Origin of the sequence: Sphingomonas fuzhouensis, from assembly GCF_034659795.1 — a bacterium.
In the GTDB taxonomy this organism is placed as follows: domain Bacteria; phylum Pseudomonadota; class Alphaproteobacteria; order Sphingomonadales; family Sphingomonadaceae; genus Sphingomonas; species Sphingomonas fuzhouensis.
Genome location: NZ_JAXSQY010000005.1, coordinates 77,926 through 100,106, shown reverse-complemented (window position 1 = coordinate 100,106; position 22,181 = coordinate 77,926). Strand labels below are relative to the sequence as shown.

The 22,181-nt window shown below is 67.8% G+C and carries 17 protein-coding genes and 1 tRNA gene; 9 read left to right on the top strand and 9 right to left on the bottom strand.

Features of this window, described 5'->3' with window-relative positions; genetic code table 11:
* The first annotated feature begins 90 nt into the window (after positions 1 to 90).
* Positions 91 to 1,323, top strand: a complete 1,233-nt coding sequence (locus tag U1H82_RS12015) for a diguanylate cyclase domain-containing protein (protein WP_322965182.1) — start codon at positions 91 to 93, stop codon at positions 1,321 to 1,323.
* On the opposite strand, the gene U1H82_RS12010 is transcribed toward U1H82_RS12015, so the two are convergent.
* Positions 1,262 to 3,790, bottom strand: coding sequence for a PAS domain-containing hybrid sensor histidine kinase/response regulator family protein (locus tag U1H82_RS12010; RefSeq protein ID WP_322965181.1), 2,529 nt, complete (start codon positions 3,788 to 3,790; stop codon positions 1,262 to 1,264). The two genes, U1H82_RS12015 and U1H82_RS12010, sit on opposite strands and share 62 nt — an antisense overlap.
* 289 nt (positions 3,791 to 4,079) lie before the next feature.
* Between U1H82_RS12010 and acs the strand changes: the two genes are divergently transcribed.
* Positions 4,080 to 6,035, top strand: a complete 1,956-nt coding sequence (gene acs, locus U1H82_RS12005; protein ID WP_322965180.1) for an acetate--CoA ligase — start codon at positions 4,080 to 4,082, stop codon at positions 6,033 to 6,035.
* 81 nt (positions 6,036 to 6,116) lie between these two features.
* Here acs and U1H82_RS12000 read toward each other — a convergent pair whose 3' ends face one another.
* A complete protein-coding gene (locus tag U1H82_RS12000; RefSeq protein WP_322965178.1) occupies positions 6,117 to 6,983 on the bottom strand; it encodes a peptidylprolyl isomerase in 867 nt (288 codons plus the stop codon).
* 97 nt (positions 6,984 to 7,080) lie between these two features.
* On the opposite strand from U1H82_RS12000, the gene U1H82_RS11995 reads away from it, so the two are divergent.
* A tRNA-Ser gene (locus U1H82_RS11995) sits at positions 7,081 to 7,171 on the top strand.
* Between the two features lie 429 nt (positions 7,172 to 7,600).
* Here the strand turns inward: U1H82_RS11995 and U1H82_RS11990 are convergent.
* The 3 genes from U1H82_RS11990 to U1H82_RS11980 form a co-directional block, all read right to left on the bottom strand.
* Entirely contained in the window at positions 7,601 to 8,254 is a 654-nt protein-coding gene (locus U1H82_RS11990; RefSeq protein WP_322965176.1) for an OmpA family protein, read from the bottom strand.
* A gap of 17 nt (positions 8,255 to 8,271) precedes the next feature.
* A complete protein-coding gene (locus U1H82_RS11985) occupies positions 8,272 to 10,086 on the bottom strand; it encodes a cation:proton antiporter (protein WP_322965175.1) in 1,815 nt (604 codons plus the stop codon).
* Positions 10,087 to 10,153: 67 nt separating this feature from the next.
* Complete coding sequence (locus U1H82_RS11980; RefSeq protein WP_322965174.1) at positions 10,154 to 12,250, bottom strand: TonB-dependent siderophore receptor; 2,097 nt, start codon at positions 12,248 to 12,250, stop codon at positions 10,154 to 10,156.
* Positions 12,251 to 12,484: 234 nt separating this feature from the next.
* On the opposite strand from U1H82_RS11980, the gene U1H82_RS11975 reads away from it, so the two are divergent.
* On the top strand, positions 12,485 to 13,324 hold the full coding sequence (locus U1H82_RS11975; RefSeq protein WP_322965173.1) for a DUF4336 domain-containing protein: 840 nt from the start codon (positions 12,485 to 12,487) through the stop codon (positions 13,322 to 13,324).
* A gap of 16 nt (positions 13,325 to 13,340) precedes the next feature.
* Here U1H82_RS11975 and U1H82_RS11970 read toward each other — a convergent pair whose 3' ends face one another.
* Complete coding sequence (locus U1H82_RS11970; protein ID WP_322965172.1) at positions 13,341 to 13,679, bottom strand: hypothetical protein; 339 nt, start codon at positions 13,677 to 13,679, stop codon at positions 13,341 to 13,343.
* 156 nt (positions 13,680 to 13,835) lie between these two features.
* On the opposite strand from U1H82_RS11970, the gene U1H82_RS11965 reads away from it, so the two are divergent.
* The 3 genes from U1H82_RS11965 to U1H82_RS11955 all read left to right on the top strand — a co-directional run bounded on the left by U1H82_RS11965 (position 13,836) and on the right by U1H82_RS11955 (position 14,779).
* Positions 13,836 to 14,063: a hypothetical protein gene (locus U1H82_RS11965; protein WP_322965171.1), complete on the top strand. Its 228-nt coding sequence runs from the start codon at positions 13,836 to 13,838 to the stop codon at positions 14,061 to 14,063.
* A 125-nt stretch (positions 14,064 to 14,188) separates the two neighbouring features.
* Positions 14,189 to 14,365 carry a hypothetical protein gene (locus U1H82_RS11960; RefSeq protein ID WP_322965170.1) on the top strand — a complete coding sequence of 59 codons (177 nt, stop codon included), beginning with the start codon at positions 14,189 to 14,191 and terminating at the stop codon, positions 14,363 to 14,365.
* A 45-nt stretch (positions 14,366 to 14,410) separates the two neighbouring features.
* Positions 14,411 to 14,779, top strand: a complete 369-nt coding sequence (locus U1H82_RS11955) for a DUF4440 domain-containing protein (protein WP_322965169.1) — start codon at positions 14,411 to 14,413, stop codon at positions 14,777 to 14,779.
* Here the strand turns inward: U1H82_RS11955 and U1H82_RS11950 are convergent.
* Positions 14,694 to 17,288, bottom strand: a complete 2,595-nt coding sequence (locus U1H82_RS11950; RefSeq protein WP_322965168.1) for an amino acid adenylation domain-containing protein — start codon at positions 17,286 to 17,288, stop codon at positions 14,694 to 14,696. The genes U1H82_RS11955 and U1H82_RS11950 overlap by 86 nt on opposite strands.
* Before the next feature lie 122 nt (positions 17,289 to 17,410).
* Here U1H82_RS11950 and U1H82_RS11945 point away from each other — a divergent pair, with 122 nt between their 5' ends.
* Positions 17,411 to 18,550 carry a glycosyltransferase family 4 protein gene (locus tag U1H82_RS11945; protein ID WP_322965167.1) on the top strand — a complete coding sequence of 380 codons (1,140 nt, stop codon included), beginning with the start codon at positions 17,411 to 17,413 and terminating at the stop codon, positions 18,548 to 18,550.
* On the opposite strand, the gene U1H82_RS11940 is transcribed toward U1H82_RS11945, so the two are convergent.
* Complete coding sequence (locus U1H82_RS11940) at positions 18,510 to 19,772, bottom strand: glycosyltransferase (protein ID WP_322965166.1); 1,263 nt, start codon at positions 19,770 to 19,772, stop codon at positions 18,510 to 18,512. The genes U1H82_RS11945 and U1H82_RS11940 overlap by 41 nt on opposite strands.
* A complete protein-coding gene (locus U1H82_RS11935) occupies positions 19,765 to 20,889 on the bottom strand; it encodes a glycosyltransferase (RefSeq protein ID WP_322965165.1) in 1,125 nt (374 codons plus the stop codon). Before U1H82_RS11935 ends, U1H82_RS11940 begins: the two co-directional genes overlap by 8 nt.
* A 106-nt stretch (positions 20,890 to 20,995) precedes the next feature.
* Here U1H82_RS11935 and U1H82_RS11930 point away from each other — a divergent pair, with 106 nt between their 5' ends.
* Positions 20,996 to 22,180, top strand: coding sequence for an acyltransferase family protein (locus U1H82_RS11930; RefSeq protein ID WP_322965164.1), 1,185 nt, complete (start codon positions 20,996 to 20,998; stop codon positions 22,178 to 22,180).
* The last annotated feature ends 1 nt before the right edge of the window (position 22,181 follow it).

Genomic DNA, 22,181 nt, shown 5'->3' with positions numbered 1-22,181 from the left:
GATGGGGCAGAAACTTGACGATATCGTCAATCAATCGGTGCGTCTTAAATCATTGTTGATATCATGGGTTTAAACATTCATCGGGGATACATGAAAAGGCTTCGGATGAACGCGCTGTTGCGAAGAGACGAACCGGAGCCCGTATACCGCGAACTCGTCGACGGCCTTGCCGACAATATCGTGCCGATGGCCATCCTGTGCGGCATGATCCTGTCGGGCGGCATTCATATCCTGTCGATCATGCCCAGCCGCCTGGTCCTCGTCGCGACGATCTGCGGCGTGCTGAGCTGTCTCCTGAAGATCGGTGTGATCCTGGATCATCATCATCGCCGGGCGTCGTATCGCAGTGCGTCGCTCGACCGGGTGCGGCGGCATGAATGCGTCCATGCCGTCACCACCCTCACCGTCTGCCTGTCGATCAGCCTGTATTCGGTGGCGATCTACCGATTGCCGCTGGTCGTGCTCCATTTGCTGCCGGTCGCGATCACCTTCGGCTATAGCGCAGGGCTGATCGCTCGGGTGTCGATCCGGCCGAATATCGCGAGCGGTGCGATTATCTGTCTGGGGGTGCCCAACGCCCTGGCGATCGGTGCGCGCGGCGGGCAATATCTTTTCGTCGCGGCGATCGTGGCGATCTTCGTCGCGGCCGGATTACAGAGCGTCGGCTATGTCTATGCGACCGCGCGGCGCGCCGTCACGCTGCGGCTTCAGATGGAGACGCTGGCGCGCCACGATCCGCTGACCGGCCTGTTGAACCGGCTGGGTCTGCGCGAAGCCTTTGAGACGCTGACCAGCGGCGAGGCGGGGCGGATCGCGGTCCATGCCTTCGACCTCGACGGGTTCAAGGGCATCAATGACGGGTTCGGCCATGCGGCGGGCGACAAGCTGCTCACCATCCTTGCCGCGCGAATCCAGGCGGTCGTTCCCGAGGGTACGATCGTCGCGCGGGTCGGCGGCGACGAGTTCATCGTGGTGCAGCGGGGCGGGGCCGAGGCGGCGCAAGGGCTGGCCGAGCGTCTCCATATGCAGCTGACCCAGCCTTGCGACCTGGTGGGGGCCTGCGATCCGGTGCATGGCGATTCGAGCGGCCCTGTCGGCAAGGCGTCGACCGTCGCGGTCGGGATCAGCCTGGGCTATATGGTCGGCGTGGTGCCCCATGCCGATCTGGAAGACATGATCCAGCAGGCGGATGCGCGCTCCTATGCCGCCAAGCGGGCCGGTGGCGGCATGCGGGGGCCGGGCGATGCCCCGGACCCGCGCTTCATGCGTCGAGCATCGCCCGAATACGCGCTGCCAGATCGGCAAAATCAAATGGCTTTGTAATCAGCGCCACCCCGGCGTCCAGTCGCCCGCCATGGACGATCACGTCGCGGGCATAGCCGGTGGTGAACAACACCTTCAGCTCCGGATGCAGCGTCCGCGCGGCCGAGGCCAGATCGGCCCCGGTCATCCCGCCGGGCAATACCACGTCGGAAAACAGCAGCGCGATACGCGCCGCATCCGGCGCATCGAGCAACGCCAGCGCCGAGGCGCCATCCTCCGCCTCCAGCACGTCATAGCCCAGTTCGCGCAGCGCCTCGGTCGAATAGCTGCGGACATCGGCATCGTCCTCGACCACCAGGATCGTCTCCGACCCGCGTATCGGGTGCGCGGCGGGCTGCGGCAATTCGGGCGCGGCGGTCCCCTCGCCGTGAAAGCGCGGCAGGAACAGGGTGACGCAGGTCCCCTCGCCGGGATGCGACTCGATCTGCACCTGGCCGCCCGACTGTTTGGCGAAGCCGTACACCATCGACAGGCCCAGGCCGGTGCCCTTGCCGACCTCCTTGGTCGTAAAGAACGGCTCGAACACCCGGCCCAGCGTCGCGCGGTCCATGCCGGTGCCGGTGTCGCTGACATCGATCGCGACATAATCGCCCGGATCGGTGGGATAGGGCACCGGCCCCGCCGCCATCGTCGCCAGCCCGTCGAGCGTGGCGTTGCGCATCGCGATCGACAGGGTGCCGCCATGCGGCATCGCATCGCGGGCATTGACCGCCAGGTTCAGGATCGCGCTTTCCAACTGGTTGGGATCGGCCTCCACCAGCCACAGATCGGGGGCAGATTCGACCGCCAGATGGACCTGTTCGCCCAGCGTCCGGGTCAGCAGGTCGGACAGGCCGTCGACCAGCCGCCGCGCATCGACCGATTGCGGGGCGAGCGGTTGCCGCCGCGAAAAGGCGAGCAGCCGCTGGGTCAGCGTCGCGGCACGCCTGGCGCCCGTCATCGCGTTGGTGGCGGCCCGCCGGGCGCGCGGATGTTCGTCGATGGGCAATAGCCGGTCGAGCATCTCCAGATTGCCGACCACGACCTGAAGCAGATTGTTGAAGTCGTGCGCGATGCCGCCGGTCAGCTGGCCGACCGCCTCCATCTTCTGGCTCTGGCGCAGCTGCGCCTCCATGTCGTGCAGCCGCTCCTGCTGCGCCAGTCGTTCCGAGACATCGGTGGCGAACTGATAGGCGCCGATCGGCGTGCCCTCGGCCGAGACCAGCGGGCTGAAGCGCAGCTCGTAATGCCGCCGTTCGCCCGCCATGTCCTCCAGCGCCTGGATGACCGAGAAATCCTCCCCCGCCAGCGCGCGGGTCCAGTAATCGCGCATCACCGACAGGATTTCGGGGCGGCCCGCCATCGCCTCGCTCTTGTGCTGGCCGATCATGGGGCGGAGGCCGAAGATGCGTTCGAAATCCTCGGCGGCGGCGCGGTTGATCGCCAGATAGCGATGGTCGAAGCCCAGCACCTGGACCATGGTGCCGGTCGAATCGATGATGTCGGCGAACAGCTTGCGCTCGGCCAGCGCCTCCACCACCCGGCGCTCCAGCACTGCATTGACGTCGCGCAGCGTCGCTTCGGCCCGGCGGCGCTCGTCGATGTCGATGACCGAGCCGATCATGCCCAGATAGGCGCCGTCGTCGTCGAAGCGCGGAATGGCGGTGACCATCATCCAGTGATAGCCGCCGCCTGCCTGGGTCAGCCGGAACTCGGCCTGGAAGGCCCGCGTCTCCGCAATGGCGCTGCGAAAGGCCTGCTCGACCGATTGACGGTCGTCGGCGTGGAGCGTCTTGATCCAGCCGAAGCCCAGGCCCTGCGCGACGTCCTGCCCGGTCTGCAGCTGCCAGGCGCGGTTGATATAGGTGCAATGCCCATCGGCATCGGTGACCCACATGATGATCGGGGCGTGATCGGCGACGTTGCGGAACCGCGCCTCGCTCTCGCGCGCGGCGGACAGCGCGACCTCGCGATCCTGCCGGTCGCGCATCCGCGCGCTGCTGTCGATCACGGTCGCCAGGATTCCCGCCGGGCGGCCGGTTTCGTCGGCGATGGGGGTATAGTCCAGGTCCAGCCAATGCTGTTCGGGCAGGCCCTTGTGATCGAGCAGCATCGCCTGATCGCGATAGGCGAGTGTCCGGCCCGCGAGCCCTTCGGCGATGATCTGCGCGTTGAACGCCGCCGCCTCGGGCCATATTTCGACCAGCGGCGCGCCCAGCATCGCAGGGTGCCGGTCGCCCGAAAATTCGGCATAGCCCGCATTGTAGATCAGGATGCCCTCGGGCCCCCAGATGGTGGCGATCGGAATCGCGGAGGCCAGCGCAATGGCGATCGCGGTCATCCGGCTCTGCGGCCAGGTCGCGATGGGCCCAAGCGGCGTCGCAGCCCAGTCATGCCCGGCGATCAGCCGACCCATCTCACCCGCGCGCGCCAGAACAGCGGCAAAACCGGCAGGGATATCGGCAGGGTCGTGGGCAGTCTCGATCATGCTCGGTTCGTCTCCCCTCGAAACCTGGCGCACATCCCGCTGTAGCGTTGCTTTGCCACGAGGAATAGAGGGGCAGGCCGGTATCTTGCTCTGAATGGATGCAAATGTCCCGCCCAGCACCGCCTTGTCTTGGCGAAGGCGCGTCGCGACTGTTACGATCGGTCGTCATCGTGGTGACATTTTGCACGGCCCGGCCGCCCCGGCTCGCACGCAGCACTTTGTCACGGAGCCGATAGGCATTTGCCATGTTGGACTGCTAGAAGGTCGATAAAAGACAGGAGAGACTGGCATGAGCGCACATCTTCACCCCGTTCCGGACTGGGCCGATAGCGCGTCGATGGATGCCCAGGGCTATGCCCGCGCCTATGACGCCGCGCGCACCGATCCCGATGCCTATTGGGGCGAGCAGGCGAAACGCCTCGACTGGATCACGCCCTTCACCACCGTCAAGGATACCAGCTTTGCCGAGGCGGATTTCCGCATCAACTGGTTCGCCGACGGGCAACTGAACGTCGCGGCCAACTGTATCGACCGCCATCTGGACAGCCGCGCCGATCAGGTCGCGATCCTGTGGGAGGGCGATGCGCCCGGCACCGAGCGGCGGATCACCTATCGCGAACTCCACGAACAGGTCTGCCGCCTCGGCAATGCGCTGAAAGGTCTGGGCGTCGCCAGGGGCGACCGCGTCACCATCTATCTGCCGATGATCCCCGAGGCGGCCTTCGCGATGCTCGCCTGTGCGCGGATCGGCGCGATCCATTCGATCGTGTTCGGCGGTTTCTCGCCCGAGAGCCTTGCCAACCGCATCGTCGATTGCGACTCGCGCATCGTGATTACGGCCGACGGCGGCTGTCGCGGGGGCAAGGCGGTGCCGCTCAAGGCCAATGTCGATGCCGCGCTGGAGCATGACGGCGTTTCGGTCGACCATGTCTTGGTCGTCCGCCACAGCGGGGCCGAGGTGACGATGAAGGACGGTCGCGACCAATGGTATGGCGATCTGGTCGAGGCCGCCGCCGCCGACTGCCCGGCCGAGGCGATGGGGGCGGAGGACCCGCTGTTCATCCTCTATACCAGCGGCTCGACCGGCAAGCCCAAGGGGGTGCTGCACAGCAGCGGCGGCTATCTGCTCTGGGCGGCCTATACCCACCAGCATGTCTTCGACTATCGCGAGGGCGAGGTCTTCTGGTGCGCCGCCGATGTGGGTTGGGTCACCGGGCACAGCTATGTCGTCTATGGCGCGCTGGCGAATGGCGCGACGACCCTGATGTATGAGGGCGTGCCCAATTACCCCGATTTCAGCCGCTTCTGGCAGATCGTCGACAAGTACAAGGTGTCGACCTTCTACGCCGCGCCGACCGCGCTGCGCGCGCTGATGCGCGAGGGCGACGATTGGGTGAAGAAGACCGACCGCTCCTCGCTTCGTGTGCTGGGCTCGGTCGGCGAGCCGATCAATCCGGAAGCCTGGGAATGGTATTACCATGTGGTCGGCGAAGGCCGCTGCCCGATCGTCGACACCTGGTGGCAGACCGAGACCGGCGGCCATATGATCGCGCCGATCCCCGGTGCGGTGCCGCTGAAGCCCGGTTCGGCGACCAAGCCGCTGCCCGGCGTGCTGCCCCAGATCGTCGATGCCGAGGGCAAGGTGCTGGACGGCGCGGTCGAGGGCAATCTGGTCATCGCCGACAGCTGGCCGGGGCAGATGCGCACTGTCTGGGGCGATCATGATCGCTTCTTCCAGACCTATTTGACCACCTATCCGGGCAAATATTTCACCGGCGACGGATGCCGCCGGGACGAGGACGGCTATTACTGGATCACCGGCCGGGTCGATGACGTCATCAACGTGTCGGGACACCGCATGGGCACCGCCGAGGTCGAGTCCGCGCTGGTCGCCCATGCCAAGGTCGCCGAAGCGGCGGTCGTCGGCATGCCGCACGACGTGAAGGGGCAGGGCATCTATGCCTTCGTCACGCTGAACGCGGGGGTCGAGGAAGACGAGGCCCTGCGCGCCGAGCTGATCCAATGGGTCCGCCGCGAGATCGGCCCGATCGCCACCCCCGACGCGCTGCAATTCGCGCCCGCTCTCCCCAAGACCCGCTCGGGCAAGATCATGCGGCGCATCCTGCGCAAGATCGCCGAGAATCAGGTCGATGCGCTGGGTGATACCTCGACGCTGGCCGATCCTGCCGTGGTCGATCACCTCGTCGCCCATCGGATCGAGCCGGGCAAGAAAGCGGCGGCCTGACAGGGGCTGCCTGACGGGGGCTGCCTGATAGGGGCGGGGGCCGCCGCGCGTTCGGCGGCCCCCGTCTGACGGGCTATCGGGTCAGGGCGTCTTGCGCACCGGCGGCAGCGCGGCGCAAATGTCCACGCCGCCGGCGGGCACGGTGAAGAAGTCGTTCCGCCGATTCTCCCGCGCCTTGATCCAGGCGGCGAAGCGCGGGGACACCGTCTCGCGATACTGGAAATGCGGGCGCTCGGCGGCGGGCATGTCGCTGGCGAGCCGGGCGGACACGATGCGCAGCCGCTGTCCTGCGTCCTTGTAGAAACCCAGATCGCCAGTACCGCGCGGCAGGGTGGAGAGCGCGTCCATTCCGTCGACCACCCGGCCGACCACCGCGATATTGCGGTCCAACGCGCGCGGCGAATGGCCGATGATCGTGTAGAGTTCGGCGCCGCTGCCCGTGCTGGGCGCCAGATCGCGCGCGACCCCGACCATGCCATAGCAATGCGGCATCCACTCGCTGGACGCATCGCCCGCCAGCGGCCAGCCGTCACGGCTATAGCCCGCCCAGGCCGCATAGGGATCGGGCTTGCTCAACCGCGCGGTCGCGCTGTTGCCGCTGTGCACATATTCGGCCGGGGGATTGGCGACGATGCCGGGGGGCAGCGGCTTCTTCTCGGTCGCATCGCCCCATTGTGCGACGTAATTTTCCTGCATGCGGTAGACGCTGGTCCCCGCATCCCACCAATGCGCCCGCGCCAGCGCCCGGATATTGGCGACATGGACCGGCGCCTGCCCCGGCGCGAGCCGCAGCGTCACCGTCCGGCCGTTCGCCAGGGTGAAGACCAGCAGTTCGTCATCGGGCACCGCGATCCAGTCGCCAGGCAACGGATCGCCCGCTTGCGCGACAGGAGCGGGGGAGGGCGAAGCCTGCGCCAGAAGCGCGGCGAGCAGAAGCGCGATCGTCATGGTCGACCAGACTGCCCCAGCCCAACGCGCCACGCAATCGCTTGCGCGGCGCGTGGAAGCGCATTAGGGGCGCGTGTTCCAGGCATGGACTCAATGCGGAGCGGTGGCCGAGTGGTCGAAGGCGCTCGCCTGGAAAGTGAGTATACGGCAAAACCGTATCGAGGGTTCGAATCCCTCCCGCTCCGCCAAAAATCCCTGATTTTATTGGGTAAAATAACAGTCGGGATCACTGCGCCTATATTCATGCCCACTTTTGATTCGGTTCTTTGCGGTCGAACGTGAACGTTGGCGAAGCGTGCGTTAGGTGATCTTTAGATCAACCTGCTTTCCATAGACGGATGGCAGAAGGACGCGTGTAGATCTGCGCACGCCGGATGTCATGATTCGTCCCGGCTGCGTCCAGAACATGTCGCGCGGTCAGCGCTCCGGGCAGTGCGCGGCCAGGCAGCGTAGCGGGAGGGACATCACCCGGCATCGCTACGATCAGGCGCACCGGGATGCTGCGTGCCATCGCCCCGTCCGGTAGCATGGGAGACGTCCACCGTCGCCCTGGCGGAGTGGCAGAACCTTGCAAGCCAGGTCGCGGCTTTCAAAGACGGACAGCACCGGTGAGGCGCTTACTGCCCCTGTGGGGGTGGCGTGTCGGTCTTGGCCTCCGTCGGCGTGCTGGTGGCGGCCTGGGGCAGGTCCACCTTGATTTCCACCCGCCGGTTCTTGTCGCGGCCCTCGGGATCGTCCGTTCCGTCGCGCTTGCGGTTCGGCGCGATCGGGTTCGCCTCGCCCATCGCGATAACGGTGATGCGATCGGGCGCGGTGCCCTTTTTCACCAGATAGTCGCGCACCGCCTCCGCGCGGTGGCGGGAGGCGACCAGATTGGTGGCGTCGGAGCCGGCGGAATCGCTATGCCCCCAGAGCGTGATGGGGCCGCCCAGTCGATAGGTCGGGTCGGCGACCAGCGTGTCGAGCAGCGCCAGGCCCGCCTGGTCCGGCTGCGTACCCTTGGCGGGGAAGGGGATGGTGCGCTCGATCGGCTCGGGCGTGGGCGACGGGGTGGGCGCGGGTTCGATATCGGGGCGGATGATCGATTTGGTCTCGACCGGGGGCTCGGCCATGGCGCTGTTGTTCATCGCCATCGCATTGTCGTCGGCGGGCGCTTCCACCGCCTCGTTCGCCACCGTCTTGCCGCCGGGCTGGCACGCCGCCATGCCCAGGCCGAGCGTCGCCACCGCCATGGCGCGCGCCGCCCGATAGGTCCGCTTCGATATCGTCATGCCATGGCCTCCCCATTCTAGAATATGGTCTTGTTGTCCGAATCCGCGTGGCGCGACGGTCCGTAGGATATGACGATATCACCATTTTGCGGCGTCGGTCGCGCGGCGTGCGTGAAGAAGCGGATGCGGCCGTCCTTGCGCAGCACGAAGAGCATGTCGGCTTCGTCGGGCAGGGTCGAGCGAGCAGTGTCGAAATTGAACTGTTCGCTGATCCGCGTCTTGCGGAAGGTCCAGCCCGCCGCCTCGCGCTGAAGAATGTCCTCCACGCCGTGCCCGGCGGTGAACATGGCGCGCCCGCGCAACGCCTCGGGCAGGCTGCGATGATCCTCGTCATCGCCGCTGCCGCCCAGCTGATAGACCGAGTCGCGGCCGATATCATGGGCGAATTCGTTGCAGACCAGCGCGTTATAGGCTTCGTTCTCGGTCGTCGCGACCATCACCTGGAACTGGCTGAGGTCCAGCCGCTCCTCGGTCGTCTCGGCCAGGATTTCGCCATGATAGGTCTCGATCCCCGCCTGGCGCGGGCTCGCCAGCCGCTGCCAGCTGGTATCGGCGATCATCACCGGCAGCCCCAGCGACTGGATCTGCTGTGCCAGCGACACGCTCCAGGGGGTGCTGCCGACGATCAGCAATCCCTTCTGGGTGGCGCCGGTGACCTTCAGCCAGCGCGCGACGAAGCGGATGCTGAAGCCATGCGCGATGATCGTCGCCACCACGACCGCAAAGGACAGGGTGACGAGGATGTTGCCGTTGCCATAACCGAGCTGGTCGAGCCGCAATGCGAACAGGCCCGATACCGCCACCGCGACGACGCCGCGCGGCGCGATCCAGGCGATCAGCAGGCGCTCGTTCCAGGGTAGCTTGCTGAAGGCCAGCGCGATCAGCACGGTCGCCGGGCGCACCAGGAACAACAGCGCCAGAAGGAAGGCGGCAAAGCGCCATTCGAACAGGCGCAGCACCTCGAAATCGAGCGAGGCGGACAGGAGGACGAAGACGCCCGAGATCAGCAGGACGGTGACATTCTCCTTGAACGGATGAATGTCGCGCAGCGAATCCAGCCGCATATTGGCGATCGCCACGCCCATGACGGTGACCGCCAGCAGCCCGGTTTCCTGCTGGATCAGGTTGGACAGGACGAAGGTGCCGATCACCGCGACCAGCAACACCGGCGCCTTCAGATATTCGGGTACATGCCCGCGTGGAAAGGCCCAGGCGATCGCCCGCGCCATCGCATAGCCGATCAGCCCCGACACCACCGCCGCACCCAGCAGCGCGGTGACGACCGACAACAAGGTGCCGCCCTCGTCGACCCGGCGCAGATATTCATAGGTGATGACGGCACAGAGCGCGCCGAAGGGATCGTTGACGATGGCTTCCCATTTCAGGATCGCGCGGGGCCGCGCGGCGATATTGCTCTGGCGCAGCAGGGGGATGACGACGGTCGGCCCGGTCACGACCAGGATGCCCGCGAACAGGATCGCCACCGGCCAGACCAGCCCGGCGACATAATAGCAGGCCAGCGACCCCAGCACCCAGCCGAGCGGGATGCCGATCATCATCAGCCGGGTCACCGCCCCCTCGGTCTTGCGCAACTCGCGAAAGTTCAGGCTCAATCCGCCTTCGAACAGGATCAGCGCGACCGCGACCGAGATCATCGGCTCCAGCAGTTCGCCGAAGATATGTTCGGGCACGATCAGGCCGGTGATCGGTCCGGCGACCACGCCCGCCGCCAGCATCAGCGCGATCGCGGGCCATCCGGTCCGCCAGGCGATCCACTGGGCACCGATCCCCAGAATACCGATCAGCGCGAAGACAAGGGCTTGTTGTTCCATAGGGCGACTTAACCCGTGGCGCCTCCAAAGGTAACCGGGGATGTGACGGCTGGCGGCGTCGGCGGTGCTACAGGTCGATGGCGAAACTGGTCTTGATCGTCCGCGGCAGACCCTGCGCCAACAGGCTCGACCCGGTCGAGGCCCAGTAGCGGCGGTCGGTGATATTGTCGCCATAGGCACGGATCGTCGCGCGCTTGCCCAGCAGATCGAACCGATAACCCAGGCCCAGGTCGAACGTCTCGTAACCCGGCGCATAGCCCTGGTTGAGCGCATTCACCGCGCGCCGCCCGACCCGGAACATGCCCGCCGACACGCTCAGTCCCGGCACGCCGGGCAGGCGATATTCGGCGAAGAGCGAACCGGAGAATTTCGCGGCATTCTCGATGTCCTTGCCCACGACATTGGCCGCGCCGGTGCGCTGGCGCGCCGACAGCGTCATCGCGCTGGCGGTGATCGATAGATATTTGCCCAGTTCGCCGACCGCGCTGAACTCGCCGCCCTCATAGACCGCCTCGCCGTCCTGCACGAAGACATTGGCGCTGTTCAGATAGGCGGACGGCCGCGCGATGTGGAAATAGGTGCCGGTCAGCAACAGTCCGGCCAGCGGCTCGATCTTGACCCCGGCCTCCTTCTGGCGGCTGATCGCGGCGGGCAGGATTTCACCGGCATTGTTGGCGATCTGCTGGGCGATCGGGCCGGGCTCCAGCCCCTCGATATAATTGGCATAGGCGCTGACCCAGCGCACCGGCTTGACCATCAGGCCATAGGAGAGCGTATCGGGCTTCACTTCATAGGCGCTGGTGCGGCTGACATCGGTGTAGCGGGTCTTGCGCCAGCCGATCGTCGCCTGCAGCCAGTCGCCCAGCGAAGCCCGGTCGAAGACATAGACGCCCAGATCCTCGGTCCGTGTCGGGTTGGGAATGATCCGGGGCGGCGACGGTTGATAGGGGATGAGGACCGGGTTGTAGAGATTCTGCGCGAAAGTGCGGCGCACGGCGGTCGGCACATTGCCGTCGCGGGTCTGATAGGCGACACCGACCAGCAGGCTGTGTTCGATCGGGCCGGTGCGGACGGTGCCCGACAGGTCGGTGCGATAGACGATGTTGGTATAGTCGTTGCCGGTCGTCTGCGCGACGGTGAGCGTGCCGTCGCCGGTCGCCGGATTATAGCGGCCGAACGAGGAATAGGCCCGGTCGCGGGTCAGATAGGACCGCCCCACCGCGCCCGCCAGTCGCCAGCCGGGCGCGAAGTCGTAGTTCACGCGGGCGAGCAGGTTGGTTTCCTTCCCCCGCGCCTGCATCCAGTCCGCACCCAGATTCTGACGCGGCGAGAGGAGCGGCGGCAGCGTGATCCTGCCGTTGACCGCCGTCAGGCTGAACTCGGTCGGCTCGGTGATCGTCTTGTAGATATATTCGGCGTCGAGCAGGATCTGGAGGCCGTCGACCGGTTTCCAGTCGAAGGCGCCGGTCACGAAGCCGCGCATCCCCTGGGTACGGCGGACGCCGGTTTGCAGGATATCGGTGCCCGCATTGATCCGCACCCCCGCGGTGCCGAAGCGGCGGCTGACATCGGCATGGGCGCCGACCGAGCCGTTGCTGTCGCCCTGAATCGCGATCCGGGTCAGCGGGCCGTCGGTTGGCCGCTCGGTGACCAGATTGACGATGCCCGAGGGGGTGGCGAAGCCGTAATAGAGACCGGCGGCGCCCTTCAGCACCTCGATCCGGTCCTTGCTCTCGATCGGCTGTTCGATGAGGTTGACGATCGGCAGCACGCCGTTCCACCGGACATTGGTGAAATTGTTGAGCGTGATGCCGCGCACCGCCAGATTGCTGTAGATGCTCGTATTGATCTGCGCCTGGCTGACCCCGGCGGTGTTGCGCAGGGCATCGTTGATCGATCGGGCCTGCTGCGCATCGAGCAGCGGCCTGGTCATGATCGCGACGGTCAGCGGCGTGTCGAGCAACCGCGCATCGCGGAACGTGCCCGCCTGGACATAATCCGCACCGAAGCTGTCGCGCCGGTCGGCGGTGACGACGATCTCGCTGCCGGTCACGTCCGCCGCCGTCTGCGCCATGGCCGGTACGGCGAACACCGATCCGGGGGAGGCGAGTGACATCCAGAGCAGAAGGCCCCGCGCGGAGCAGGACGGCGGCACAGCAAACATGGACGATCCCCTTCGGGAACGGGGCAATGCCATTTGTGCGAATGACATGCAATAGCGCAATTATTTTGCAGAAGGGCCCGCGTGCCTGATGGCTGCCTATCCCATTGCTTTGACGCCATAAGCTGCGCCAGCACGTCCGAACTTTCCCACCGATCGCGCGCATGGATCGGGAAGATTCGCTTTTATAACAATGGCTTGCTGGAACTTATGCGTCTGGCATTCGCTGGATTGGCCATGACCCATGACAGGCAGGCATCGGCGCGGCGCGGCAATCTGGTTCTTGGCGGCACTGCTGCCCTGGGTGCCGTGGCGGGATTGCTATGGCTGACCCGTGGCGCGGCGAGTGCGAAGGGCGCCATCACATATCCGCCCGTCGACACGCCCAAGCCCTTTGCGGCCGATATCTGGATCGTCGATAGCGGGCCGATCCGCGCCATGGGGATGACGCTTCCCATTCGGATGACGGTCGTCCGGCTGACGGATGGCGGGCTCCTGCTCCATTCGCCGACCCGCTACACGCCCGCGCTGGGGCAGGCCCTGACCGCGCTCGGCCCGGTGCGGCATCTCGTCGCGCCGACCGTCGCGCACTGGACGTTCCTGAAGGACTGGCAACAGGCCTGTCCCGAGGCGACCAGCTGGGGCGTGCCCGCGCTTCGCGCGCGGGCGGCGGTCCGCAAGGCCGGGGTGCGGATCGATGCGGATCTGAGCGATCAGGCGCCCGAGGCCTGGGCGAGCGATATCGCGCAGGGATTGGTGCGGGGCGGCGGCGGGTTCGAAGAGGCGTGGTTCCATCACCGGGCCAGCGGGACGCTGATCCTCGCCGATCTCGTCGAGAATCTGGAGCCCGCCAAGCTGACCCCGATGACCGCTGCGGCGATGCGTGCGACCCTGGCGACGCGCGCGACGACCGGCCTGCACGTGCGCGCGGCGCTGCGGATCGGTGGGGCGCGGGTGCGGGCAGCGGTCGGGACGATGATCGCCACCGCGCCGGAGCGGGTCATCTTCGCGCATGGTGCCCCGTTCACGCGCGATGGTGCCGACCGGCTGCGGCGGGCCTTTGCCTGGCTGATCTGATCGGAGGGGGCGAGGTTTATCGGCCGGATTCCCTGTCCGCATACCAATCGGCATAGCCGGTGTTGCGGACCATGTGACGGTTGAGATCGGGCGCGCCGTCGTCCCACCATACCGGGCCCCGCTCGCCCAGCGCGACCTTCGCCGCCTGAACCTGCGCCCTCGCCTGACGGAGCCCTGCTTCGTCCTCCTGCGCCATCGCGCTCCGCACCGCGCGCCGGGCCTGCATCAGCGCATCGACCAGCTTCTGTCGTGCCTCCGGCGTCAAGGCGGGGTTGCTCCTGCGCCACAATCGCCCCCGCACGACGATATAGCGGCCATCGGGCGTGGTCGGCGGCTGGCCTGTCGACGTCGCCACCGCATCGCCCCCGTCGCACGATTCCGTCGCCTGCCGACGCGTGGGCCGTTTCGTGCTGGTCCCGCTGTCTGCCTCGGCCATGGAAGACAGACGAATGCGGGGGCGTGTCGTTCCGGATGGTCTGGCGGTCCGACGGCGAAAGGCCTAGGTTGGGGCATGGCCGCTTTTGACGACAGCATCGATCCCGAGCTTGGCGCCGCCTGCAATCGTCTGGCGGCATGGGTGGAGGCGTTGCCCGAGGGCGCGGTGATCGATCCCGCCTCCGACCTGCGCGAAGACGATCTGGCGCTGATCCTGCGGCGTCTCTACGCCACGCGGCATCTGGGGCGGGATGTCCCGGCCCCGACCGCGCGGGCGTCCGTTCCGGTGACGGCGAAAAGCTGACGGCCCGGCCGAGTACGACATCGGCCTTTCGGTTTTTTCCTTGGTTTCGAACGGCTCCGATTGCGTTCGGGGGCGTTCTGTGGCGTGACCGGCGGACAAGCGTCGGACGCGCCCATGGAGCCGTGATGTCCGATCAGCCCAGCCAAACGCCCGATCCAAAGGCGCCGTTGCCCGACTACGAGACGGCCAGCGACAGGCCGCCCGCCAGTCCCGACACCGGCCCCGATCATTCCCCGCCGGACGAAACGTCGCTGTCCCAACGCACCGAAGACGAAGCCGCCGCGCTCGGCGACTTCGCCTGACCGCCGCCCTCCGGCGCCCCCCTGTTTGTAATCGGGAGATCTGTCATGGATGATGAACGCCTCTGGAGTTTCGAGGAAAGCCTGTGGACCCAGGGCCCGGACAATTACCGGGAAAAGGTCGATGCCGAGGTCGTGATGGTGCTGCCCCGCCCGCCCTTCGTCGTGACCGGCGACGCGGCGGTGTCGGCGGTGGCGGATACCCCCGTCTGGGACAGCGCGGCGTTGACCGAGCGACAGGTCTCGCGCCCGCAGGAAGGGCTGATCGTCATCGGCTATCACGTCGCGGCCAGCCGGGGTGACGAGGCCTATGAGGCCTATTGCACCTCGGTCATCCGGCGGCTCGAACATGAGGTGTGGCGCGTCGTGCAGCATCAGCAGACGCCGAAACTGGCAAAGCCGCTGGCCGAGGCGTAACGACCGGGATCGGACACGGCCGGGCACGTCCGGCCGTGTCGCCTGCGATCGATCCCTGCCCCGCGTCCGCGTGTCGTGGTGCCGGGGCGAGCGCCCGGTCCAGCGCGGCGGCGAGCACCGGCGCGGCGCTCCCTCGGACCATCGTCTCATGGTCGCCGGGAATTTTCGCGCTGGTCAGCCTGCCCCGCACCACCGCACCCCAGCCGGTATCGGTGCGCCGCGCGGTCGGCTCCAGCGAAAGCACGTCGCCGTCATAGGGGCGGGCGACATAGCGGTGGGTGGCCTGTTCGACCCGCTGGCTGACACTGGCGCTGCCCGACGGCGTCGCCTTGCCGTGCCGCAGATGGGGCCGCAGATGGGACAGCCAAGTGCGGGCGTCTTGGATCAGACGTCGCCGGGGCCGGTCGGCATCGAGCAGGACGAGCAGATCGACCGCGCGGCCTTCCTCCGCCAATTGCCGCGCGAGCTCATAGGCGACGATGCCCCAGCGGCACCATCCGCCCAGCCGGAACGGACCGACCGGCTGGGTCGACAGCAGATGTTCTTTCAGCCGCGCCGCGACCGCCGCGATCGACAGCGCGCCCGCGCCGAGCGCATCCTCATCGCGCGGATCGATGTTGAGCGCCAGGACCGGCTGATCGGCGGACAAATGGCGCAGGATGGTGCGCATCAGCGGCCCGGTGTCGAGCCAGAAGAGCGGCGGCCGTGTCCCCTCCGGATTGAGCAGCATCATTCCCCGGTCGGCGGGCTGGTCGCCCAGCGCGATGCGCGCCGCCATCGCGGACAAGGTGGAATGGCGCATCAGGTCGATCAGCGCCAGGCGGACGCCGAACGCCGTCTCGATCCGGCGGGCCAGCCGCACGGTCATCAGCGAATAGCCGCCCAGGTCGAAGAAATCATCGTCCGCCGCGATCGACCCGATATTGAGCAGATCGCTCCAGATCGCGGCCAGCCGCCGGTCGATCGCATCGGTCGCCTCCGCCGGAAGCGCGGGCGGTGCCGCGGCAAAGGGATCGGGCAGGGCGGCGCGGTCGATCTTGCCATTGGGGGTCAGCGGCATGGACGACAGCGTCGTGATCCGGTCGGGGATCATATAGGCGGGCAGGCGGCTTGCAAGAAACGTCTTGATCGCCCGCGTGCCGAGCGGTCGTTCGCGCGGCACGGCATAACCGACCAGCAGCGCCTCGCCCGACGGATCGGTCCATAGGCGCACCGCGCTCCAGGCGATGTCGGGATGCAGGGACATCGCCGCCTCGACATCGCCCAGCTCGATGCGAAAACCGCGCACCTTCACCTGATCGTCGATCCGCCCCAGGCAATAGAGCGCCCCGCGCTCGTCGAACCGACCGAGATCGCCGGTCCGGTACACGCGCGACCCATCGGCCATGCGCACGAAGCGCTCGGCGGTCAGCTCGGGCCGGTTGCGATAACCACGCGCGACGCCGGTCCCGCCGATCACGATCTCGCCGACCTTGCCCGGTGGCACCGGCCTCAGGTCGCTGTCGGTGACGTGCACCGAAATCCCGCTCATCGGCCAGCCGATCGGGATGGCGTCGTGACTGGGCGTCACGTGGCAGGCGGTGGACCAGACGGTCGTCTCGGTCGGGCCATAGATGTTCCACAGTTCGTCACAGCGCAGCAGCAACCGGTCGGCGAGCGAGCGGGTCAGCGCCTCGCCCCCCGCCAGGATGCGCAGGCCGGGGAGGCCGCTCCAGCCATGTTCGACCAGCGCGCGCCAGGTGGAGGGCGTCGCCTGCGCCAGATCGGGGCGATGCGCGGCGAAGGCGGCGGCGAGCCGGGCGGGATCGGCGGCATCCTCCAGATCGACCAGCGCCAGCGACCCGCCGACGTAAAAGGGCAGGAACAGGTCCGGCACCGACAGGTCGAAGCTGATCCGGGTGAGCCCCAGCATCGTCTCGCCCGCGTGGAAGCCGGGGCTCGCCGCCATGGTGGCCAAGAGGGCGACGAGCGAGCCATGTTCGATCTCCACCCCCTTGGGACGGCCGGTCGAGCCCGAGGTGAAGATGACATAGGCCAGGGTCGCGGGCGTGATCGCCGGGGTGGGGACCATCATCACCGGCTCGCTTTCGTCCTCGGCGATCGTCACTGCTACGCCCAGACCGGCGACGATGTCGGCATGGCAGCGATTGGCGACGATCAGCGCGGGCCGTGCATCCTCCATGATATGCGCCAGGCGGCTGGGCGGGGTCGACGGGTCGATCGGCAGATAGGCCGCGCCGATCTTCAGGATGGCGAGCAGCCAGGCGGGCAGGTCGACGTCGCGCGCCAGGCAGACGCCGATCAGCGGATGATCGTCGGCGAGCAGATAGGCCAGCCGCGCCGCCAGCTGGTCGACCCGTGCCGCCAGTTCGCCATAGCTGCGCCGTTGTCCCCGCGCCGTGACCGCCGGGGCGTCGGGATTGCACCAGGCATGGCGGGCGAAAATATCGGGCAGGGTGCGCCAGGCGCGTGTCGTGACATGGCCGGTCGTCTCTTGCTGGCGCAGCACCTGCTATCCCCTTCCTCAAATCCCCCGGTCCTGGCCGGTCACCCCCAGCATCGAACGGTCCGTCGTGCCCCGATATGTCGAATGATGGATTGGCCGAGGGGGCGGGCGGCTAGGCGGAAGGCATGGCTTTGCACTCTTTGCCGCGCGACGCGCTTTTCCGTAACGGCTCGCGATCGGAGCGGCCCTGTCTGTTCTTCAACGGCAAATTCTATTCGGGCAAGACCAACGGGGTCCACCGGGTCGCGGATCGGCTGTTGCGCGAACTGGATGCGCTGGCGGTGGCGGGCGCGGCCCCGGCGGGTTGGGATATGCGGTTGCTGCTGCCCATGCGCGCCAACTGGGCACCGCGCTTCGCCGCGATCACCCCGATGCCGCAGCGTTATGGCGCCAGCCAGTTCTGGGAGCAGATGATCCTGCCCGTGGCCGCGCGGCGCGGGGTGCTGGCCAGCTTCGCCAATCTCGCCCCCGGCTGGCATTCCGCCAAGGTGACGATGGTGCATGACGCGCAATTCCTGCTGTCCCCCGAAAGCTATGCGCCCAAATTGCGCTGGGGTTATCGGCTGCTCGTGCCATGGGGCGCGCGGTCGAGCCGGGTGGTGCTGACCGTGTCCGACTATGCGCGCGACAGCCTGGCGACGTTCGGCATCGCGTCGGCCGCGCAGACGCAGGTGCTGCATAATGGCGCGGACCATATTCTGGACGTGCCCGCCGATCGACGCGTCCTGGACAGGCATGGGCTGACGCCCGGCTCCTATGGCCTGATCTTCGGATCGACCTCGGCATACAAGAATGTCGCGGCCGTCTTTGCCGCCTTTGCCGATCCGCGTCTGGCCGTGATGCCGCTGGTCGTGGTCGGGCCGTCGCGTTCCGTGCTGGAGGCGGCGGGACTGTGGCCGCCGCCGGGCGCGGTATTCGTCGGCGGGGTCGATGATAGCGGCCTGCGGGCGCTGTACGAAGGCGCGCATTGCCTGCTCTATCCGTCGCGGACCGAAGGTTTCGGCCTGCCCCCGGTCGAGGCGATGCTGTGCGGCTGTCCGGTCGTCGCGGCCCCGGCGGGGGCGATCCCGGAAGTATGCCGCGACGCGGTCGTCTATGCCGGGATGGACGATATCGGCGAATGGGTCGGCGGCGTCCTGATGCTGGGCGAGCGACAGGTGCGCGCGGCCAAGATCGCCGCCGGTCGCGCGCGCGCCGGGCATTTCACCTGGGCGGCGGCGGGCGTCAGGCTGGCCGGGATATTGAACGCTGTGCTGACGCCCTGACCCGGCGATCGCCGTCCCGCACACTCAGTCCGAAGTGACTCTCCGCCAGCCCCATGATGCGCGCGGCATGACGTTCGGGCGACAGGAAACGGCGAAGTGCGCCGTGCTGCCGGGTGGGCGAGGGGGGCATCGCCAGCATGGGCGTCAGCGTCGCCGCCAAGGCGCCGGGCTGGCCCGGATCGAAGATCTGCCCCCCGCCGAAGCGGCGCACCAATTCGGCGGAGCCCGCGCGCGACGACACCAGCACCGGCACCCCCGCCGCCATGGCCTCGGCCACGATCAGTCCCCAGGTCTCGTTCCACAGCGAGGGCAGGACGACGACGCCGCAGGACCGCATCGCCGCCGCCATCGCCTCGCGCGGGGCCCAGGGACGGTGGGTGAGACCGGGCGTTTCGGCGAGCATCGGCTCCAGCGAGCCTTGACCGACGAACAGCCCGGTGCGGCCGGTTTCGCGTAGCGCCTCGACCAATAGTCCCACGCCCTTGTCCGCCTCCAGCCGCCCGAAATAGCCGATATCATAGGTCGGCGGCGGCGCGGGCGGCGGCGCGGCATCGGGGATCGACAGGGGATTGTGCAGCACCGCGTGCCGCTGATCGGGGAGCAGCGGCATGATGGTCCGCTGCGCATGTTCGGACAGATGCAGGAACAGGCGGCGGCTCGGCCGGGTCGCGGTCGCGGCATGGCGCACCGCGTGGCGAGCGAGGCGGCCGAGTTTGGGCACGCGGCCCTGCCGGTCGCAATCGCTGGTCAGGCAGTGCCGCCGCATCGGCCGCCGGTCGCAGGGCTGGCCGGCCGCGAAGTCGTAATAGATGCCGTTCGGACAGACCCAGAAATAATCGTGCATGTAGATCATCGTCGGAAACCGGCTGGCGATGCGCAGTGCGGCGGGCGACAGGTAGCGGGTCCATTGGTGGAGCACGATCAGCGTCGTGTCGGTGTCCATCCCCGCCAGTTCGCGCGACACCGCCGCCCCGGCGTCGGGATTGTAGATGGCGCGCAACATTCCAGCCGGGCCCGCACCGCGCAGGTCCGCGCCGCCCAGGCCGCTATACCGCTCGGGCTCGACCTCGGGATGCGTGCCGAACCCGGCCATGGCATGGACATCCGCCCCCGCCGCCCGGAGCGCGCGGTAGCTGTCGAGCGCGGCATGGCCCGCGCCGCCGCTGCCCGGCCCCTCGCCGCCAATATAATCGGACAGCAGGACGATGCGACCGCTACGCATGCGCGACCCGTGGTGCCGCCATGCGCGTCTCCTGCGCCACCGGTGACAATTCGGCATAGAGCGCTGCCAGCTCGGCATTCATCCGCTGTGCGGTGAACATGGCCTCATAGCGGGCACGCCCGGCGGCGCCCATCGCCTGCCAGGTGGCGCGGTCATGGCGGGCGAGCGCGCGCATCAGCCGTTCGGGGTGGTCGGGGGGCACGAGATAGCCGGTCACGCCATCGACCACGATCTCGCGCAGCCCCCCCACATCGGAGGCGACGACCGCGCAGCCGCCGCACATCGCCTCCAGCGCGACCAGGCCAAAGCCTTCCCAGCGCGAAGGCACCACGACGACATCGGCGGCGGCGATCTCGGTCGCGACCTCGGACAGCGATCGCCAGCCGAGATATTCGATCTGCGGGCTGCGCTTGCGCGGGGTGGTGGCGGGGCCGGCCACCGCCTTGCCGATGACGCGCACCGCGACATGGTCCTGAATCGGCTCGACCGCGTCGAGCAGCGTGTCGAACCCTTTTTGCGTGTCGAGCCGCCCGACGAACAGCACGCGCACCCGGTCATCCTGCCACCGTGCGGGGCGTTCGCTGTGCAGGTCGGTGATGCCGTTCAGGACCAGGGTCAGGGCGGCGGGATCGATGCCGATCCGCGCGCCTTCGCGCCGTTCATGGTCGGAGATCAGGACGATCCGGTCGGCGGCGGGGGCGAGGATGCGTTCGGCCCCCTCGACCAGGCGGCGCTTCCAGGCCGAGGAGCGGCGGTCGAACGCCCAGCCATGCGGGCAATAGACGATGCGGAACGGCGCGCGCCGCCATCCGCCATACATCAGCCGCAGCACGGCCCCGGCAAAGCTGGAATGGGCATGGACGATCGTCGGCCGGACCTGTGCGATCGCCTGCGCGATCGCGCCCGCCAGCGACACCATGCCGCGGACCGAGCGATGCTTTCGCCGCCAGGGGATCAGCAGCCGCCGGTCCACGCCGCTCAGATGCGCGGCATGTTGGGCGGGGACGAGCGCACGAACCCGATCGCCGCCATAACGCCGCGCCTGATCCGACAATATCTCGGTCAGATAGGTGCCGACGCCGCCCTGCGCGGATTCGGCGATGTGAAGAATCCTCATCTGCCCTCTCCGAAAAGCCGGTAATAGGCTTGGCCTAGCCAGCGCGTGTGTCGGCAACTCCATCATTTGACATGATTGGCCGTACGTCGCCGTGGTCGGATGTGGCATGACCAGAAAGGGCGGCGGAGAAGCGATACAGGCAGCGGTCCGGCCCGTCGGCGCGGCACCGGCGACGCGCACGCTGTGGACCGTCCAGGCGCTGCGCGGGGCCGCCGCGCTGATGGTGGTGATCGGCCATGGCCAGAGCGCGGCGGCGGTAATCGTGACCGCCGCCGGGGGCGATTTCGCGCGCTCGGCGCTGCTGCCCTGGGGGGCGGGGGTCGACCTGTTTTTCGTCCTGTCGGGCTTCATCATGGTCCATGCCTCGACCCGGCTGTTCGGACGGCCCAATGCCCGCGCGGAGTTCCTGCGGCGGCGGCTGATGCGGATCGTGCCGCTCTACTGGCTGGTCACGACGGTCTTCCTCGCCCTGCTCGCGGCGGCGACGATGAAGGGGGGCGATCGCTTTCCGGATGCGGCGGCGGTCCTGGCCTCCTATGCCTTTTTTCCCGCCGACACCTATGGCGACGGGCGGCTGTTTCCGGTCTTCGACCTGGGCTGGACGCTGAATTACGAGATGTTCTTCTACGCGCTGTTCGCGCTGGTGGTGGCGTTGCCGCGCCGGGCCGCGCTGGTGGCGCTCGCGGGATTGCTGGTCGCGCTGGTCGGGATCGGGACGGTGGTGCCGGGGCCCTCGGCCTTGTGGTTCTGGACGCGGCCGATCATCCTGGATTTCGGGCTGGGCCTGGCGGTCGGGGCGGTGATGGGGCGGGGGATGACCCTGCCGCCGATCGGCCGGATCGTGCTGGCGGGGGGCGGTGCGGCGATGCTGCTCGCCGATCCCTTTCATATCTTCGATGGTGGGGCGGGCGTGACCGTCGCCAATGACTGGCCGCGCGTGCTTTGTGCCGGGTTGCCGATCGCGATGCTGCTGGCGGCGGCGGTGCTGGGGCCGGAGCCGGGGATGCCGCGTATCCTGCTGCCCGCCGCGCTGGTCGGGGATGCGTCCTATTCGCTCTATCTCGTCCACCCCTTCGCGCTGATCCTGACCGAGAAGCTGGCGCAGAAGCTGCCCGCCATAGGTGCGGCCGCCGGGGGGGCGTTGGCGGGTTTCATGGTCGTCGTCGCGCTGGTCCTGGCCTTTGCCGTCCATCGCTGGATCGAGCGGCCGATGACCGCCCATCTCGCGCGCCGGGTCGGGCGCGCGTCCCCGCTCTTGCCGCGAAGGGTCGCGGCGCATTCCGGAGAGTGAA

Coding starts and splice junctions, on each gene's coding strand:
- U1H82_RS12015 (WP_322965182.1), top strand. CDS start 91: ATGAAAAGGCTTCGGATGAACGCGCTGTTGCGAAGAGACGAACCGGAG.
- U1H82_RS12010 (WP_322965181.1), bottom strand. CDS start 3,790: ATGATCGAGACTGCCCACGACCCTGCCGATATCCCTGCCGGTTTTGCC.
- acs (WP_322965180.1), top strand. CDS start 4,080: ATGAGCGCACATCTTCACCCCGTTCCGGACTGGGCCGATAGCGCGTCG.
- U1H82_RS12000 (WP_322965178.1), bottom strand. CDS start 6,983: ATGACGATCGCGCTTCTGCTCGCCGCGCTTCTGGCGCAGGCTTCGCCC.
- U1H82_RS11990 (WP_322965176.1), bottom strand. CDS start 8,254: ATGACGATATCGAAGCGGACCTATCGGGCGGCGCGCGCCATGGCGGTG.
- U1H82_RS11985 (WP_322965175.1), bottom strand. CDS start 10,086: ATGGAACAACAAGCCCTTGTCTTCGCGCTGATCGGTATTCTGGGGATC.
- U1H82_RS11980 (WP_322965174.1), bottom strand. CDS start 12,250: ATGTTTGCTGTGCCGCCGTCCTGCTCCGCGCGGGGCCTTCTGCTCTGG.
- U1H82_RS11975 (WP_322965173.1), top strand. CDS start 12,485: ATGACCCATGACAGGCAGGCATCGGCGCGGCGCGGCAATCTGGTTCTT.
- U1H82_RS11965 (WP_322965171.1), top strand. CDS start 13,836: ATGGCCGCTTTTGACGACAGCATCGATCCCGAGCTTGGCGCCGCCTGC.
- U1H82_RS11960 (WP_322965170.1), top strand. CDS start 14,189: ATGTCCGATCAGCCCAGCCAAACGCCCGATCCAAAGGCGCCGTTGCCC.
- U1H82_RS11955 (WP_322965169.1), top strand. CDS start 14,411: ATGGATGATGAACGCCTCTGGAGTTTCGAGGAAAGCCTGTGGACCCAG.
- U1H82_RS11945 (WP_322965167.1), top strand. CDS start 17,411: ATGGCTTTGCACTCTTTGCCGCGCGACGCGCTTTTCCGTAACGGCTCG.
- U1H82_RS11940 (WP_322965166.1), bottom strand. CDS start 19,772: ATGCGTAGCGGTCGCATCGTCCTGCTGTCCGATTATATTGGCGGCGAG.
- U1H82_RS11935 (WP_322965165.1), bottom strand. CDS start 20,889: ATGAGGATTCTTCACATCGCCGAATCCGCGCAGGGCGGCGTCGGCACC.
- U1H82_RS11930 (WP_322965164.1), top strand. CDS start 20,996: ATGACCAGAAAGGGCGGCGGAGAAGCGATACAGGCAGCGGTCCGGCCC.